Annotated in this window: 16 protein-coding genes; 7 read left to right on the top strand and 9 right to left on the bottom strand. The window is 66.6% G+C overall.

The features are described 5' to 3' along the window. Positions 1–392: 392 nt before the first annotated feature. The 3 genes from BKN51_RS20810 to BKN51_RS20800 all read right to left on the bottom strand — a co-directional run bounded on the left by BKN51_RS20810 (position 393) and on the right by BKN51_RS20800 (position 4,038). Positions 393–2,210: an AfsR/SARP family transcriptional regulator gene (locus BKN51_RS20810; protein WP_101609223.1), complete on the bottom strand. Its 1,818-nt coding sequence runs from the start codon at positions 2,208–2,210 to the stop codon at positions 393–395. A 482-nt stretch (positions 2,211–2,692) separates the two neighbouring features. Beyond that, positions 2,693–3,325, bottom strand: a complete 633-nt coding sequence (locus BKN51_RS20805; protein ID WP_101609222.1) for a helix-turn-helix transcriptional regulator — start codon at positions 3,323–3,325, stop codon at positions 2,693–2,695. Between the two features lie 320 nt (positions 3,326–3,645). Further along, positions 3,646–4,038, bottom strand: a complete 393-nt coding sequence (locus tag BKN51_RS20800) for a hypothetical protein (RefSeq protein ID WP_101609221.1) — start codon at positions 4,036–4,038, stop codon at positions 3,646–3,648. A gap of 97 nt (positions 4,039–4,135) precedes the next feature. Here BKN51_RS20800 and BKN51_RS20795 point away from each other — a divergent pair, with 97 nt between their 5' ends. Further along, on the top strand, positions 4,136–4,579 hold the full coding sequence (locus tag BKN51_RS20795) for a MarR family winged helix-turn-helix transcriptional regulator (protein WP_101609220.1): 444 nt from the start codon (positions 4,136–4,138) through the stop codon (positions 4,577–4,579). Positions 4,580–5,182: 603 nt separating this feature from the next. Here the strand turns inward: BKN51_RS20795 and BKN51_RS20785 are convergent. From BKN51_RS20785 to BKN51_RS20775, 3 genes are all read right to left on the bottom strand, one after another. Beyond that, positions 5,183–5,725: a DUF4232 domain-containing protein gene (locus BKN51_RS20785; protein WP_101609219.1), complete on the bottom strand. Its 543-nt coding sequence runs from the start codon at positions 5,723–5,725 to the stop codon at positions 5,183–5,185. Between the two features lie 420 nt (positions 5,726–6,145). After that, a complete protein-coding gene (locus BKN51_RS20780; RefSeq protein ID WP_101609218.1) occupies positions 6,146–6,538 on the bottom strand; it encodes an ester cyclase in 393 nt (130 codons plus the stop codon). A gap of 951 nt (positions 6,539–7,489) precedes the next feature. Beyond that, a complete protein-coding gene (locus BKN51_RS20775) occupies positions 7,490–8,383 on the bottom strand; it encodes a LysR family transcriptional regulator (protein WP_101609217.1) in 894 nt (297 codons plus the stop codon). Between the two features lie 95 nt (positions 8,384–8,478). Between BKN51_RS20775 and BKN51_RS20770 the strand changes: the two genes are divergently transcribed. From BKN51_RS20770 to BKN51_RS20750, 5 genes are all read left to right on the top strand, one after another. After that, a complete protein-coding gene (locus BKN51_RS20770; RefSeq protein WP_101613356.1) occupies positions 8,479–9,648 on the top strand; it encodes an MFS transporter in 1,170 nt (389 codons plus the stop codon). Between the two features lie 137 nt (positions 9,649–9,785). Continuing rightward, the gene (locus BKN51_RS20765) at positions 9,786–10,472 is read left to right on the top strand and encodes a hypothetical protein (protein ID WP_101609216.1); all 687 of its coding nucleotides are present in this window, start codon (positions 9,786–9,788) and stop codon (positions 10,470–10,472) included. A gap of 687 nt (positions 10,473–11,159) precedes the next feature. Beyond that, positions 11,160–12,194, top strand: coding sequence for a fatty acid desaturase family protein (locus BKN51_RS20760; protein ID WP_233223580.1), 1,035 nt, complete (start codon positions 11,160–11,162; stop codon positions 12,192–12,194). Further along, the gene (locus BKN51_RS20755; RefSeq protein ID WP_158255774.1) at positions 12,194–13,327 is read left to right on the top strand and encodes an alpha/beta fold hydrolase; all 1,134 of its coding nucleotides are present in this window, start codon (positions 12,194–12,196) and stop codon (positions 13,325–13,327) included. The genes BKN51_RS20760 and BKN51_RS20755 overlap by 1 nt, the downstream gene beginning before the upstream one ends. Next, positions 13,324–13,545 (top strand): DUF6480 family protein, encoded by a 222-nt coding sequence (locus BKN51_RS20750; RefSeq protein WP_101609213.1) that lies wholly within the window; start codon positions 13,324–13,326, stop codon positions 13,543–13,545. Before BKN51_RS20755 ends, BKN51_RS20750 begins: the two co-directional genes overlap by 4 nt. Before the next feature lie 73 nt (positions 13,546–13,618). Here BKN51_RS20750 and BKN51_RS20745 read toward each other — a convergent pair whose 3' ends face one another. Then, entirely contained in the window at positions 13,619–14,221 is a 603-nt protein-coding gene (locus BKN51_RS20745; RefSeq protein ID WP_158255773.1) for a sigma-70 family RNA polymerase sigma factor, read from the bottom strand. 223 nt (positions 14,222–14,444) lie between these two features. On the opposite strand from BKN51_RS20745, the gene BKN51_RS20740 reads away from it, so the two are divergent. Continuing rightward, on the top strand, positions 14,445–15,065 hold the full coding sequence (locus tag BKN51_RS20740) for an STAS domain-containing protein (protein WP_146044357.1): 621 nt from the start codon (positions 14,445–14,447) through the stop codon (positions 15,063–15,065). 149 nt (positions 15,066–15,214) lie between these two features. Here the strand turns inward: BKN51_RS20740 and BKN51_RS20735 are convergent, their stop codons facing one another. Both BKN51_RS20735 and BKN51_RS20730 read right to left on the bottom strand, forming a co-directional pair. Then, positions 15,215–15,679 (bottom strand): DUF4383 domain-containing protein, encoded by a 465-nt coding sequence (locus BKN51_RS20735; RefSeq protein WP_101609210.1) that lies wholly within the window; start codon positions 15,677–15,679, stop codon positions 15,215–15,217. A 58-nt stretch (positions 15,680–15,737) separates the two neighbouring features. Next, a complete protein-coding gene (locus BKN51_RS20730; RefSeq protein WP_101609209.1) occupies positions 15,738–16,028 on the bottom strand; it encodes an iron-sulfur cluster biosynthesis protein in 291 nt (96 codons plus the stop codon). Positions 16,029–16,035: the final 7 nt, after the last annotated feature.

Genomic DNA, 16,035 nt, shown 5'->3' with positions numbered 1-16,035 from the left:
CCGCAAAAGCGGCACATGAGTCGGTGGATGGCAAACGTGGCGTGAGTGGCTTTCAGGCGATTTGGGTGCTTTGCGTATTTTGTGACCGGGGTCGTGAGGGGTAAAGAGGGTTGGAACCGGCATTGCCACTCGCGACCCCTTCGCAAAGCGCGCATATGGGTATCAATCAGACATCCAGTCGCCTGGAGCTGTCCCGTGTGGACAATCGGGGCGCGGCCGGCTCTCGTCGGCAGGCCCAGGTTCGCGTCGCTGAAGGCTCCCTTCGCCGCATCAGGCGCGGCAAAGGGAGCCTTCGGTCCACCGCCGATCCGCCCACGAGATTGCGAAAGCGTCCTTTGTGACACGTCGTCTTGCCTTGCCCTCACTCTGTGCCGCATTTCCGATGCGGGACATCAGCTCCTGTATGCCGCATACAGGTGCAACAACGGGGTGATGTGGTAGGTGTCCCGTGGGGCCCAGTCGAGCAGGCCGGCCATCGCAAGTTCATCGAGCGCCCGCCGGGCACGCTCGATCGGCCAGTCACCCGCCACCGCCACCGCCGCGGCCGTCGCCGAGTCTCCCTCCTGCCCTCCGAGACGCCCGAACACCTCGACACTGTCAGAGTCCAGGTTGGAGAACGACCAGGAGAACACCTCCTCCACCGTCCAAGATCTGCCGGAACCGGAGACCGGCCTGAGCCTGGACAGCCGGGTACGACGGTCCTGCAGCCAGTCCCGTAGCTGGGCGGCGTCGGGATGAGGCAGGGCACCTAGCTGTCCGGCCGCGAAGGACAAGGCCAGTGGCAGGCCTCCGCACAGTCGCACGAGCTCATCCACTTCCGCTCCGCCCAGGCTTTCCCGGGAACGACCCAGCGATCCGGTCAGCACGTCGGCCGCTTCGCCGGGCGGCAGCACATCGAGCGACATCCGCACCGCCCCGTCCCGCGCGACCAGACCGCCCAGCCGTCGTCTGCTGGTGACCACCACCATCGTTCCGGCGCCCGCGACGAGCAACGGGCGAAGCCGGCAGATGTCGTCGGCATCATCGAGGATCAGCAGAGCTCGCTTGTCCGCCATGAGACGGCGATAGGTGCCGAGCCGATCGTCCTGGCTACCCGGCACGGCCGCCACGCCGCCGACGGACTCGATCAGCACCCGCGACGCCTCGGCGGCGGTCAACGGCGGGTCCGTTCCGTGCAGCCCCCGCAGGTCCACGTAGTGGCACCCGTCTGGAAACCGCTCGCGTACCTGGTGGGCGAACTCGACGGCAAGCGCTGTCTTGCCGATGCCCGGAGGACCGTCGATGGCGCACACGACCAACGGACTCGCCGGCAGTTCGGCCAGCCTGTCGCCCAGTTCGGCGAGTTCGGTCTCCCGCCCTGCGAACAAGGCCGGTCGCGCCGGCAGCCGGGTCGATCCGGTCGCATTTCGGAGAGGCCACGGCTTCGCAACCGCCAAGTTCGGAACCCCGGCGAGAGTGCGCCGATGAGCGGACCGTAGCCGATCACCAGGCTCGATCCCCAGTTCGTCGGCGAGCAGCCGCCTCGTGTGCTCGAACTGCGCGAGCGCGTCCGCACGCCGGCCGCGTACGTTCAGGATCTCGATGCGAAGTTCGGTCAGCCGCTCGTGCAGGGGATACTCGTCGAGCGCCTGGCGGAGCGTGGTCAGCGCGGCGAGGATGTCGGACTCGCCACCGTACCGCCAGGACGCTTCAGCGAGGTCGGCGATCGCGGCCGACCGAAGCGTGGCCAGGCGGGCCCGTTCCGCTTCCACGAATGGCGCATCCATACCTGCGAACGGGGTGCCCACCCACCGCCGTAAGGCGTCGCCCCAGAGCTGCCTGGCTTCAGCGAACGAGCCGGCCCTTTGGCGCTCAGCCGCCATTGCCAGCCCATGCTCGAACTGGCGAAGATCGAGCTGGTTGTCATCTATGTCGAGCAGGTAACCGGAACCCGACGCCGGCAAGATTCTCTCGTCGTCCTGATCGTCGCGACGGAGAACTCGGCGTAACGCGGATACGTACGTGTGCAGGTTGCCGACAACGGATGATGGCGCAGCCTGCCCCCAGACCGCGTCGATCAGCTCGTCCCGGTGCACGACGGTGCCGGCATGCAGGGCGAGGTAGGCGAGCACGACCTGCTGGCGCGGTGGCCCGGCCGAGACTTCACTACCGGCTATCCGTAACCGTAACGGTCGCAGGAGTTCGATGGTAACGGCTTTCCTGACATTCATTCGACCACAACCTTGCCTGCTTGCTCCGCCCTTGAGCGCGCCCGATGGACGACCGAGTTGCCGCTGGAGGTCGACTCAGGAGGTCTCGTAGTGCTGCTCCCGTTCGGCGGTGGCGCAGGGCTGACGCTGAGACCGCCTTTCGGTAGTACGGCAGAGCCGATTCGCCCGCAGTTCTCCACGGTGACCGTGGCCGATGACCCGCTGTGCCGCGGGGAAGCATCCTGAAGGGCCGAGCACCCGCCAAGTGCCACGGCGGTGGCCTTCGAAGTTCTGTTCACGTCGCATTCTCGAAAGAGGGTGATCCCGCGACAAGCCGCAGGACTGCACGGTTCCCGGTCGGACTGTCCAGATGGGACAGCTGCAGATCTAGGCGGCCTCGGCATGACCGAGTATCCGTGTCAAGGATGGCTTCTCGAGGCGTAAATGTGTCGATCGGTCGGTCCGTCACTTTCAGCGGTGGTCGCACGGTCGGCATCGGACACTCAGATCGCTCCCGTGCGTACCGCGAACGCCAGGGCGTGGGAACGCGTACGGAAGTTGTGCCGTCGCTTCAATCCGGACAGGACGTTCTTCACTGTGCGTTGCGAGTAGCCGAGCTTTGCCGAGATCTCCTCCGTGTCCAAGCCTTCGGCCACCAGGCTGAGTACGTCCCGCTCGCGGACGTTCAGTCCGGACAGGGAGAGCCCGCGTGGCTCCAGCGCGGTCCGCCGGACGTTGTCCAGCTCGGCGAGCAGGGCGCCCTGCAGTCCCGCGGGCAGGCAGGCGCCGCCCGTCGCCACGATGTGCACCGCTGTCGCGAGCCGGTGACTGGTCGCGGTCACTTGGTGCAGCACACCGAAGACCCCGCTCTCGGGCCAGGACAGGGCGCTGGCCGGATCCACCTGTTCGGTCACGACGAGATAGCGAGGCCGCTCGGCCGCCGGGAACCCCGCGCGTTCCCGGCGTAGCTCACTCAAGGTCGCATCGTTGAGCACGGGTACGACCCGGACCACCACCGCGGCAAGTCGGCGCTCGGCTGTTTCGAGAATTCGTACGCCACCGGCGCGGAGCATGTGCGCGATACCGGCTCGGCCGACCTCGTCGGCTGCCTCGACCAAGACCGCAACGTTGGACACTATGCCTCCTTCGAGCTGCCACTGCTCAATTGTGCAGTGGTTTTTCTTCAGCGCTTCTACACGCCTGCCCTATTACCTCGGTCTTCTGACGCTTTAAGGTGCCCATCTGCTGCATCTGTCTCTGCTGGACGCTCATATGAGCGAGAAACCGGTACCGCTCGCTGAGCGAGTGACCCTTTGCCGCCCTCCGGCCGCGAGCGGGCAGCCGGGGCGCTTCGGGATGCGGGGACGTTCGCGTGGACCTGGCAATGGCAAGCACGGTGGAATCTACGGAATGCATCGGCGTCCTGGCCGAGTGGATGACAGGCGTGCGCTGAACCTCAGCGGGCCCTGCCGATGTTTCGGTCCGCGTCGGAGCCTTGGAGCATGAGCGTAGTTTCCTCGATGCGGCTGAAGCGCCCGTCGGGCGCGAACTCGCCGAGGACGTAGACCTCCGTGCGTACGGTCGATCCGTCGGTCTTGGTGACCTCGACGGTATGGCGATCGGCGTAGAGGGCGCCGTCGTACAGTTCGTCATGGACCTCGATGGACCCCGCGGTCACGATCGTGCGCAGGTGGGCGATGTGCTCGACAAACCCCTCGCGGTCGGCCCACTCGCCGTCGGTGCGTTGGCGGTAGCCGGGGGCGAAGTGCCGGTCGGTGGCCTCGTGCAGGTCGAGATCGGGGGTGAACAGCAGGTCGGTGAGGGCGGCACGGATATCGGTCCGGTTCATGGAGATCCTTCACGCTGGAGGTAATGTGCGTGCGCCACGCACGCACTACAAGGAAGCTAGCACATGATGCGTGCGCGGCGCACGGTAGTCTGCGGAAATGCAAAATGAGGTGGGAGGCGAGATCGCCGACGTGCTGGGTGTGTTGCTCAGGCGCGCTACGCGGGTCCAGCTGTACAAGAAGCTGACCGCCGACATGGGCGAGGCGCTGGACGAACTGACCTACCCGGTCTTGAGCGCGGTGGCCAGGGTCGGCCCCCGAAGCGCGGCCGACCTGGCCTCAGAGGTGGGGCTCGATCGCTCCGGCGTCACCCGGCACGCCTCCAGGCTGGAGCAGGCCGGGTTGCTCCGCCGCGAGCCCGACCCCCTCGACCGGCGAGCGACTCTGCTGGTCCTCACCGAGCAGGGTGAACGAGCGGTGGACGAGCTACGCCGCCGTCTGGCCGCTCATATCACCGCAAGCATCACCACCTGGCCGCCGGGCGAAGCCCAGACGTTCGCCCGCGGCCTGCGCCGGTTCGTCACCGAAGGCCCCTTTACGTGAGCCGTCGAGCAGCCCTCGGTGTCGAAGTACGGTGCGGCCCACCGCCCGGTGCCGGCCTCGAAGGCCGCGGGGCTCGGCGTGCACCTTCCCCCGCGACATGGACCGGATCCGGCAGGCGCTCGGCGAGGAAAAGATCGGCTACTACGGGATTTTCTGGGGCACCGCGCCGGGCGCCGAATACCGCACGCTGTTCGATGACCACGTCGCCGCGATGCTGCTCGACTCGGTCGCGACAGCCACTTTCGACAGCCTGCTCCTCGGAGCGCGCCGCACATGGCCGGACTCGGCCCAGCGGCTGGTGAAGCTCCGCTCCGGCGGCGAGGTGCCTAGTGCGGCCGTGTCCACCCGCTCCGGGTTCGGCTGGGACGACCCGGACCCGGCGTTCAACCCACAGCTCGTGGGTCACGCCTACGAGCCGGTCACGCCGCTACCGTGGGCCCACGACATACGTGCCCACATCGGCGGCCCGCTCCTCACCGTCGAGGACGACATGCACGGCTCACTGTCGATCCTCTCCAGCAGTCGTGGCTGGACCACCGCGGCGCAGTCCTGCGCCCGGGCGTCGGGGCCGGGCACTGGGCCCGGCCCCGGCAGACTCGGACATCAGACAGTGGGCGCGGCGCCCGCCGTGATCGCTCCGGTGCGGATGGTGTGGCTCTCGGGGGCGGCGTTGACCGCGCCGAAGTCCCAGGGCAGGGTGATCCGCGGGTCGCTGGTGTCGCCGCGCGGGCTGGTCTCCTGGGGCGCGGTGATCGTGATCGCCAACGGTGTCTCCTGCCGCGGCGCACCGATCGCGCTCCAGTGCAGCGGGATGTAGGCCGAGGAGCCGTCACCGATTTCCACCGACGGAGCGTCCGGCGCGGCGTCAGAGGAGAGCAGCACGTCGCGTGCCCCGACGAGGTCGATCGGCAGCCTTCCGGGCAGGGTGCAGGTTTCGCCCTGCTTCGCGGTGAACTGGATGGCCGCGTCCCGGCCGCCCGCGCCGGCCCCGCCGTAGACGAGCCGAGTGGTGACCTGACCGGACGTGCAGTGGAAGTCGGTAGGCATCGCGCCGGCGGTACCGGTGGCCAAAACGGTGGCCCCGGCCGCCACTCCGGCGACCAGCAGGACCGCGGCGCTCCGACGGATGTTCGTGTGAGTGGTCATCGTTCTTCCCCTTCTGCCGTAATCGCTCTCGCCACCGAAGATGCCCACGCCATAACCTGGAAATGCGCCGAAGTGAGATTGATCAGCCGGAAGCAACCTCGACCGGGCCGGTGCGTCTACACGATTACCGGCGCGATTTTGCAGGGGCTTGAAGAATTCTCGACCGGACCGTGAAACTCGAGACAGCGGGTCCTCATGTCCGAGCCAGTGCGACCGAACCTCGTCGGATCGCCGTTCTTTGCACGTCCGTACCCGCGGCGGGCAGAAGAATATCGACTTCTGTCCAAGGTTGCGCGCCTTGGACGCCTTTTCAGGGACGCACCGCACAGCATCCGCGCGTTCGGGCGAGCGGCTGCCCGTGCTGATGGGCACGCCGACGATCGGCGCCTGGCTGCGCGGTCTTCCCGGCCGGTGCCCTGCTCAGGACGCCGGGGTGAAGGTGAGCCCGAGTTGCAGGGCGAGACCGAAGTGGTCCTCCAGGTGCCTGCTCCACACGATCCGGCCGTGCTCCAGCCGGTGGACATCGATGGCCTGGAATTCGACCTGCTTCCCCGTCCCGGCCACGCCCAGCAGTTCGCCGGTGTGGACCCCGCGGCACGTGCTGCTCACGGCGACCCGGTCGCCGTCCACGACGACGTCCTCGATGATGAGTTCGAGGTCGCTGAGCGCCGCGCGCAGATAGGTGACGGTGGCCTTCCAGCCCTCGGGGCCGCCGGTGCTCAGCGCGGGCACGGCTTCCCAGTCGGGCGCGAGCACGGCGTCGACGAGCGTCAGGTCGCCGGTGCTCAGTGTGGCGTAGAACTGCCTGACCACGGTGGGGCCTCGGACATGGTGGTGTCGGACATACTGGGGAAACTCCTTGAGTGGTCTATGAGTTCAGTCGATCAGTAAATTCTACTGCGCCGTTTACTCATGAGGCCGCAAGGCGAGATGACGCACACAGACGGAGCGCCCGCCCGCGGGAAGCGGCGCCGCGGAGAGGAACTGCGCCGCCACATCCTGGTCACGGCCCGTGCCGGTACCTCTATTGAGGGGTAAGTCAAATGTGGCATGACCAAGCCTCTGCGGCGAAGGACTCCTTCGCTGGCTTCGAGGTTAAGAGGTGGCCTTCGTGGCGTGGTTCTGGACCGGCCTGCGGGCGCCAGTCGTTCCCTCAGTGTCCACAGGGGACACTTTCTGGCGACAGAGTGTCCGATTGATGGTGAGATGTGCGGTTTTCGAGGGGGTCGTGAGTGGTAAAGAGGGTTAGAACCCTCTTTGCCACTCACGACCCCCTCCGCAAAGCGTGCATATGGGTATCAATCAGACATTTACCCGGCTACCCGTGTCCCGTGTGGACGGTCAGGGTGCGGCCGGTCCAGATCCGCGATGCCGAAGGCTCCCTTCACCGCATCGGACGCGGCGAAGGGAGCCTTCAGTCCGGCACGACCCGCCCGCGAACACGACACGTTTGCCTTACCCCTCAATAAGCGGTCCTGTACGCGCATTTCGAGAACGATGAACAGGATCTGCTTAGGACTCAGCCGAACAGCAGACTGCGATGGCATTCGCGGTTGAGATCTTGCATCGTCTCAAGTTGTCCTCGGCTGTCGGTCTGGGATCTGCGCAGGTTGGGACGAGCAGGTCCGTAGGCGTGGAGTCGGACGCGGGCGCATGTCGTAGATGTGCGGATCGTCGAGTTCGCCGGACCACGTGCCCATGAGCCGATGCACAATTCGGAGAGAAACGTTCAGGGCTTCGAGGCGGCCCGATCACACATCGAGGTCAGCTTCGAGCCTGAACAGCGATCTCCTCTGCGAAGGCACGCGCCCTGCCGCCGTCCTCCGCATGCCAAACCACACCGAGCACCGATTCCGGCAGCCCGGTGAGCGGTACGAAGACGACCGAATCCCGCCGTCCCTGGTGTTCGGCTGTCGAGCGGCACAGCACCATGCCGCCCTGGCCTGCCGCGGCGAGACCCATGCCTTCCTGCAGTGTGCCGACGGTCGGGCCGCGCGGTATCCGGCGGCCGCCGGGGGTGATTTCGGGGGCTTGGGCGTGGCGCCAGTATTCCGGGGCCGGACCGCGGAGCCCGATCAGAGGACACTCCGCCAGCTCCTCGACGGTGACGGACTCCCTGTGGGCGAACCGATGCCGAGGCGAGATGGCGAGCATCTGCGGCTGACGAGAGAAAACCGGGCCGAGGATGAGATCCGGTTCCTCCACCGGAAGCAGCACCACCGCTGCGTCGATCTCTCGACGGCGGAGCGAGCCGAACGGATCGGCCAGCGGGATTTCGGTGAGCTCCACCGCGCAGTCCGGGTGGTGCTGTTCAAATCCGCCGATGGCGTTCGCGAGGTGGTCGTCGATGATGCCCTGGAAGCCGATCCGCAGCACGCCGCCGATCCCTCGCGCGGTGGACCGGGTGTGGTCCACGGCGGCCCGCAGCGCCTCATAGGCCGGACGCAGTTCGGCGAGGAACTTCTCTCCCAGCGGAGTCAGTTCCACCCGGCGGCTCGTGCGCTCGACGAGCGTCGCGCCGATCCGTCCCTCCAGTGAGCGGAGCAGCTGACTGACCCGGCTCTGAGAGACGTACAGGCGTTCGCCTGCCTGGCCGAAGTGCAGCTCCTCGGCGAGTACCAGGAACGCCTCCAGCTCACGGATCTCCAGGCCGCTCATCGGTCTTCTCCTTCCGCGGATCCAGTAGTCCTGCTCATGGAAGGATGAGACATCGGCCATTGTTCCCGGCAGCGGGCGACGGTTGCCTGGAACACGTGACGACAAGGGAAACCGAACAGAAGAAAAATGGCTGGCCGGCAGTGATTTCGCTCGCCGGGGCGACCTTCACCGTGGTCACCTCGGAAATGCTGCCGGTGGGCTTGCTGACCCCCATCAGTCGCGACCTGCAGGTCACCGAGGGCATGGCGGGTCTGACGCTCACGGTCACCGGTCTGGTCGCGGCCGTCTCCGCACCCCTGCTGATCCCGGCGCTCGGGAATCTCGACCGGCGGGCCGTTTTGTGCGCGTTGATGGCGCTGCTGGCGGTAGGGAATCTCCTGGCAGCGTGGTCGCCCGGCTTCGGCGTCATGCTGGTCGCCCGAGTCCTCGTCGGGATCGGCATGGGCGGAGTGTGGGCGATCGCCGCGAGCCTGGCCGTGCGGCTGGTTCCACCGCGGTCGATCGGATCCGCGACTTCACTGATCTTCAGCGGAATCGCCGTGGCGTCCGTGCTGGGTGTACCGGCAGGCACCTATCTCGGGGAACTGGTCGGCTGGCGGATGGCCTTCGTAGGTGCCGGCGGCCTTTCGCTGGTGGTAGTGGCCGCCCTGGTGATGTCCCTGCCGTCGTTGCCGACGGAAGGGGCCGTTCGCCTGGGCGCGATGCTGCGGCTGGCCGGTGTGCCGCGGGTGCGCCTCGGGCTGATCGTGGTGGCGCTGATCGTCATCGGGCATTTCACCGCGTACACCTATGTCCGGCCGGTACTGGAAAAGGTGTCCGGGGTCAGCGCGGGGCAGATCGGAACGCTCCTCCTGGTCTACGGGATCTTCGGGGTGGCGGGCAATTTCGCCTCGGGCGCCGGAGCGGCGCGATCACCACGGGTGACCTTGCTGGTGCTCGGCGGGACTTTGTCGGCGACGATGGCGCTGGTTCCGCTCCTGGGGCTGACCACGCTGGCAGCCTTGGCGCTCTTGGTGGTCTGGGGCCTGGCGTACGGCGGTGTCTCGGTGGCCGCGCAAGCATGGATGCTGATGGCGGCCCCGGAGGCTCGTGAAGCGACGTCGGGTCTGTTCGCCGGAGTGTTCAACGCGGCGATCGCGGTGGGAGCGTTGGTCGGCGGGCTGGCCACGGACGCGGCCGGGACCACCGCGGTGATGTGGCTCGGTGGGGTATTCGCGGCCGGGGCGGTGCTGGTTCTCGCCACCGCCGGTGGCCGGTCCGCCTAGCAGGTCATGCGGGGTTCGCGGACGTCGCGCAGGAACGGAAGCTGCCCGGGCGAAGGCAGGGGAACCGCGCCGGTCCCGCACGCGTCAGAGTGACACTGAATGCTACGATGTCACATCGATCTGAGGGAGTGTGTCACATGTCGACTCGGTTCTTGCCCGTGCTCGCCGCGGGACTCGTTCTGCTGGTCACCGCGTGTTCCGGTGACGGCGGCGGCACCGACACGGCGGCGACCACCGGCGATATACCGTCCGATAGCTCGGCCACGGCCCAGTCCGGCCCGAAATACACGCGGTTCGCCGACTTTCCCGGTCAGGCCCTCGTCACCACGGAACCGGGCCTGGACCTGGCGATACAGGTCAAGGCCGTCGACGTCGTCTGGACGCCCGAACTGGCCGGTGTGTCGGCGAAGGCGGGACAGCACTACGTCGCGGTGTACGTGGCTGCGACCGGAGAGCTTGCCGATCGTGGCGTGCAGCGAGCCAAGATCAAGTATCTGCAGCTCCGTCACCGCAACACGGCCGGGAAAACGTGCGACCCGTATCAGCCGAAAGAGGTCCCTCAGTACTGCTTCACCGAGGCGTACCCCGCCAGCGACCTCAAAACCAAAGTCGCGGACAAGACGTGGCGCGACGCCAGTTGGTCGGCAGACTCCCTGATGGGCAGGGACATCGACCGGGGCGAAACCGTGATCGGCGTGGTCGGTTTCAGTCTGGAGGACGGCGCGGACACCGAAGGCCTCCAGCTCTGCGGGCCGACCAAGGGGACGACGGTCGACACCGATCGTTTCCCGTGTGTCCCGATCCCGAAGCCGGAAAGCGTGTGAAGTCGACAAGTCGAGGCGGTCGGAACGGACCACCTTTTCAGCATCGTGAGCACACTCGCAGGTCGTTTGCCATAGAACAGAACCCCTGCTCGGGGCGCTAGGGGCCCGCGCAGCGGAAGGCGGCGAGCGCGAACGGTTGTGGTGGCTGATGGTCAGGTCGGCCTCGGCGGTGTAGTCCCTCAGTTGGCTGGACAAGCACCGATAGGCCACGCTCTTGGCTTCACCGATGCTCTGGCCGTACCGAAAGTCCGGGATTCGTTTCCTGCCACCAGAAGCGTAGAAGTGAGCAGTGATGGGCGACCGGCCCCTCGCCAGGCGAATCAGGTGAGGAGCCGGTCTCATGTTGTCCGGCTGTATCCGGCGCTCTACGGGTGTCCACCCCCCATGCGCCGCCGAATTCGCGCGGAGGACTCCAAACCGGCGATCACCGTGGCGTAGGTCTGGTGCGGCACTGCGACCGAGTGGCCTGCCCACTCAGCGCACTACGTGAACGGCACGCCGGCGGCGAGCCAAGCGGTCCGGTGACTGTCGTGGGGCAGGCACGAGGGCCGAGCGTCGGCCGTTGTGTTTCTTGCCTGACTTTCGTTTCAGCACAGATCACCCAGGGAACTCAAGGATCGTAGTACTGGTCGCCCCAGCCCCGGCGCCGCAAGACTTCGGTGAAGGGACGCCATGATCACACCTTCGGTGACGCTACCGACTCACCTCGACAGCGAGGCTCGCGCGGCCTCACGTAACGACTTCGCCGATCTCGCCCGCTTGGTGCGGCGCGAAGGTCTACTCGACCGCCGATATGGCTACTACGCCGTGAAGATCAGCCTGACACTGCTGGCTCTGGTCGGAGGCTGTGTGGCGTTCGTGCTGCTCGGGGACTCGTGGTGGCAACTCGCCTCGGCGGTGTTCTTCGCGGTGATGTTCGCCCAGATCGCTTTTCTCGGCCACGACGCGGGACACAACCAGATCTTCCGCACCGGGCGGGCCAACGACCGGATCGGCTATGCCTTCGGCGGTATCGTCGGCATCAGCTACGGCTGGTGGATGGGCAAACACACCCGCCATCACGCCAACCCCAACCACGAAGACGACGATCCTGATATCGACATCCCCCTGCTCGCCTTCACCCGGCGGCAGTCCGGTGAGAAGAGCGGGTTCGTGCGCTGGACCACGAAACATCAGGCAGCGCTGTTCTTTCCGCTGCTGTTGTTGGAAGGGCTGAGCCTGCACTGGGCGAGCATCCAGGCCGTGTGGCACGGCGACGTGAAGGCCCGCCGGCTGGAAGCGGTACTCCTCGTCGCGCACCTCGGCATCTATCTCGGCGCGGTGTTCCTGGTGATGTCCCCGCCGGTGGCGGTCGCGTTCATCGCGGTCCACCAAGGATTGTGGGGTGTCTACATGGGCTGCTCGTTCGCGCCCGGGCACAAGGGGATGCCCACCTATACCGACAAGACCAAGGTCGACTTCCTGCGCAAGCAGGTACTCACCAGCCGCAACGTCCGCGGCGGCCCGTGGGTCGACTTCGCACTCGGCGGGCTGAATTACCAGATCGAGCACCACCTGTTCCCCAGCATGCCGCGCGCCAACCTGCGCCGCGCGCAGCCTCTGGTCCGTGACTTCTGTGCCACACACGAGATCGACTACGCCCAATGCGGGCTGATGACGACCTATCGGCATGTCCTGCTGCACCTGCGCGACGTCAGCGCGCCGCTCCGCGCGACCAGCTGATGATGAAGAGGGCGATTTCGACGCTGAACGATTTCTTGAACGGAACGGCGGCTTTGGCTCTGGCGACTTCTCGGCTGCCTCTCGTGCTCACACGGGACTACTGGGCCAGTTCGGTGCTCGAATCGGCTACCGGACATCACCTCGTCGGTGTCGCCGACGGCCTGTTCGGCAGGGGGACATCGACACTGGAGCGAGGGGCACGCCAGGGGATGACCGTCCGCGTCGGGCGGCGACCGGTTGGGCTCGACGAGCGTTCGCTCGCCGCGGCCTTCCCCCGGGCGACAGGTCGCGTGGTGGTGTTCTTGCATGGCTTGGTCGAGACCGAACTCGGCTGGTTTCGCGGGTCCGCGCCCGAGGGTGACTTCGGAGCCCGCCTGGCGGGTGACTTCGGCAGTAGCCCGGTGTACGTGCGTTACAACTCCGGGCGCCACGTCTCGGAGAGCGGGGCCGAGTTGGTCGCGTTGCTCTCCAGACTGGTGGCCGCGTGGCCGGTTCCCGTCGCCGATATCGTCCTGATCGGACATTCGATGGGGGGCCTCGTGGCACGAAGCGCCCTGTATCAGGCACAGGAACGGAACGTGTCGTGGCTGTCCGTCGTGACTCGGCTGGTGTGCCTGGGTACACCACACAGCGGCGCGCCGTTGGAACGGCGCGTCGCGCAGTTGACGGCGCTGTTCGGCAAAACAACGTTGACCGCTCCTCTGACGAAACTGTTCGCTCTGCGCAGCAACGGCATTCAGGACCTCGCGCACGGCTACGTGCACCGTCGGCAATGGGCCACCGAACCGCACCTGTCCTCGAGAGCCGACCCCTCGCCCTCACCAGGAATCCGCCGCCTCTTCGTGTCAGCCACGTTGTCACGGCGGGAAGGAAGCACGTGGGGGCGTCTGATCGGCGATCTGCTCGTGACGCCCGTTCTGTCCGAGGAACTGACGGAGGACGCCGAGATCGTCTGGCTCGGCGGGCTCAATCACTTCGCCCTTCTCCGCGACGACCTCGTGTACACGACACTCCTCGAGTGGCTGTGTGCCGACGACACTGTCCAGACCTTCGCCAGACGAGCCACCACTCGAGATCCATCCCGCGCTCTTGACCGGCCGGAACCGACCACCGAGAAGAATCGAGAATCATGACTGCACCCGGACCAGAACCACAAGACGTTCCCGGCCTGGAGCCAGGCGGCTCCGTCCAGCCCGGGGACACCCCGCCGGACGCCGGACAGACGTCGGGTCTGTCCCACCCACAACCGATTCCGTCCCGGCTGCCGGCGATCATCACGATCATCGTCATCGGAGTCGTCGTCCTGGGCGTGGGCGGCTTCTTCATCGTGAGGGCCTTCGACCTGTTCTAGTCTCCGGCCGCCGGCCGATGGAGGCCGTCCTGATCCTCTGTGGGTGATGCCAGTGACATCAGCGCCTCGGCGGTCACCGCGCGTCCTCTCGCTGTCGAGACTGATTCGGCGTAGCGGCCTGGGGCGAAGCGGTATCAGGGTGGTCGCAGCCCTGCTGACGCAAAGCCGAGAAGGCATCGTGCAGCCGAGTGATCACCGTGGCCACCGGGATGCCGATCTGCTCGGCGACTTCTGCCGGCGTCCGACCGCGGGCGTACACCAGGACGAGGGCCTCGCGGGCCTCGAGGGGAACCTTGGTCAGCAGGTGACTGCACGCCCACTGCTCGACGAGTCCGGCGGCGCACTCGGTGGAGGCGGGGCGCGGTGGTGGTTCTGATGCCCCGTCACGGGGCGTGGTGTTTCCGGCCTGGTCGCGCGCGTAGGTGCGTGCCATGGTCATCAAGAGGGTGAATGGTTCGCCCTGGTCGGGATCGTAGCGGGGCGCTGTGCGCCACAGTCGCAGGTACACCTCTCGGGTGGCGTCTTCGGCCGCGCTCGCGTCGGTCAGGATGCTGCGAACGAGCCTGAAGACGCTGTGAGAGGTGCGGTCGTACAGTTCCGCGAAGGCGGCGGTATCGCCGTGCCCTGCTCGCTGCAGCAGTATCTGACAGAGTGCCGGATTGTCGGTGTCGGTCACCAGGCCGCTCCCAAATGGACGGGCAGATCTACACCGCCTGGGACTGGGGCAGCCCTTGTCGTCACTGGATACCCCGGTGATCAGTCGTTAAACCCGTCGTGCCGGTCGAGCAGCGCTTGGTGGTCCAAGGCTCACCGGAAAACGATGCACGATCGATTCAATATTCAGAAACCCCTGGTGTGGGCACTGTGAGAAGCCCCCAACGGGGTTATGATGAGGGTGCGTGGGGTTCCAGACCCAGCTTCGCGTGATTGACGCCAATGTCCGCCGCCGCACTGTCCGCGCTCTCGCGCCGTGCGGCTTGGCGACGCGCTACCGCGAGGCCGTTGCATGCCGTGCACGTCCCGTCCGGAGGTTCCGTGTCGTCCCGCTTTCCCGGGAGATCCTCATGACCTCTCCATTTCAGCAATCGGCGCGACTCGATCATGAACAAGCCGCCAGGGTTCTCGCGGCCTCGACCTCCGGTGATCGCCTCGGCTTCTACGCTCAGCCCGTCGTATTCCGGCCGACGCAAGTCGTCGAGCACGCTTACTCCGCCGACCTGCTGATCTTCGCCGTGTCCGGCGAGCTGGACGTGATCACCTCCCCGTTGCTGCAACGGAATTTGAACCAGCCTTTGCCCGCCAGTACCGTGATCGACCTGGCCGGGGTCACGTTCCTCGGCGCCGCGGGGCTGCGCGTGCTCGAGACCGCCTCCGCCCGAGCGCGAGCCGAGCGCCGTCGGATCGGTCTGGTCACCGCCAGGTCATCGGTGCTGCGGATTTTGCGGCTGTTCGCCGTCGATGTGCGGATGCCGGTCTATCCGCGGCTAGCGGACGCGGTGCGAGAAATGGCGCGGCACTGACCCGTCCACGATTCCGGCATCGCCCGGGCACCGCGGTCGGGCGAGTGACCGCGTAATTCCGGCCGGCCGGCAGCCGGGTCTGCCGCAGGGTCCCCACCCATCGGCGCGGATCGTCGCGCCGATGAGTGGAGCCGATGGTCCGCCGCGGATCAGACACCGCGTGCCGAGGAATGCGAGCGCGAGGCCGCGGCGGTGAGGGCGCCGAGTGCGATCATGCCGACGCCCAGGCCGAGGTGCAGCCAGTTGTCCGCGGTGTTGACCGGCACGAAGTTCGCGGCAGAGTCGTGGTCGATGACAAGACCGTAAATCCAGAGAAGCAGATAGATCGACCCACCGACGATCAAGTACTGGAACGCCCGGCGCGGTGTCCTCGCCAGGAGCAGGCCTGCGACGCCGAAGAGCAGGTGCACGATGTTGTGCAGCACCGAAACCATGAACAGTCCCAGGAGCATCGCCATCGATTCATGGCCCGCGAAGGAAAGTTGGTCGAAGTCGGTTGTCAGGCCAGGAATGAATCCTCCGATCCCGACTACCAGGAACACGACCCCGACCACAGCGGCGATCAGCTGGCTCGGTGCGCGAGCGGTGGTGGTGGGTGACGAAGTGCGGGTCATGATCTTCCCTCCGTAGAGAATTCTTCTCCTCGCGCTGAAGCGGTCGGAGTCGGTCGACTCAGAGCTCTGACGTGATGAGGAACGTGTAGTGTCCGTTGACGTCTTTGCGGACATCGAGGACTTTGTCGGTAAGACGGACCCTGGTGTCGCGGGCGAGAAAAACCTGGGTGTCCGCGGTCGCGACGATGTCGTCACCCGGGGACGGCCGGGCGGCGACCTCGGCGTCCATCTTCGCCCCGTTTTCGGGAAGGCCGTCCAGAGACAGGCGCAGGCCTCCCTCGGACTGGACCTTCCCTGCCTGCACCAGCTTGGTGATCGCCTCAATGGCGGACTCGGTCACCGTGAACATCAATGAT

The sequence above is a fragment of the Amycolatopsis sp. BJA-103 genome (assembly GCF_002849735.1).
Classification (GTDB): Bacteria; Actinomycetota; Actinomycetes; order Mycobacteriales; family Pseudonocardiaceae; genus Amycolatopsis.
Note: the sequence above shows the minus strand (reverse complement) of the source record. Positions and strands in the feature narration are given on the sequence as shown.

Bases quoted from the DNA above. Each gene is read 5' to 3' on its own strand.
- BKN51_RS20795 (WP_101609220.1), top strand. From the start codon at position 4,136: ATGCAAAATGAGGTGGGAGGCGAGATCGCCGACGTGCTGGGTGTGTTG.
- BKN51_RS20775 (WP_101609217.1), bottom strand. From the start codon at position 8,383: ATGAGCGGCCTGGAGATCCGTGAGCTGGAGGCGTTCCTGGTACTCGCC.
- BKN51_RS20785 (WP_101609219.1), bottom strand. From the start codon at position 5,725: ATGACCACTCACACGAACATCCGTCGGAGCGCCGCGGTCCTGCTGGTC.
- BKN51_RS20750 (WP_101609213.1), top strand. From the start codon at position 13,324: ATGACTGCACCCGGACCAGAACCACAAGACGTTCCCGGCCTGGAGCCA.
- BKN51_RS20765 (WP_101609216.1), top strand. From the start codon at position 9,786: ATGTCGACTCGGTTCTTGCCCGTGCTCGCCGCGGGACTCGTTCTGCTG.
- BKN51_RS20730 (WP_101609209.1), bottom strand. From the start codon at position 16,028: ATGTTCACGGTGACCGAGTCCGCCATTGAGGCGATCACCAAGCTGGTG.
- BKN51_RS20755 (WP_158255774.1), top strand. From the start codon at position 12,194: ATGATGAAGAGGGCGATTTCGACGCTGAACGATTTCTTGAACGGAACG.
- BKN51_RS20735 (WP_101609210.1), bottom strand. From the start codon at position 15,679: ATGACCCGCACTTCGTCACCCACCACCACCGCTCGCGCACCGAGCCAG.
- BKN51_RS20800 (WP_101609221.1), bottom strand. From the start codon at position 4,038: ATGAACCGGACCGATATCCGTGCCGCCCTCACCGACCTGCTGTTCACC.
- BKN51_RS20810 (WP_101609223.1), bottom strand. From the start codon at position 2,210: ATGAATGTCAGGAAAGCCGTTACCATCGAACTCCTGCGACCGTTACGG.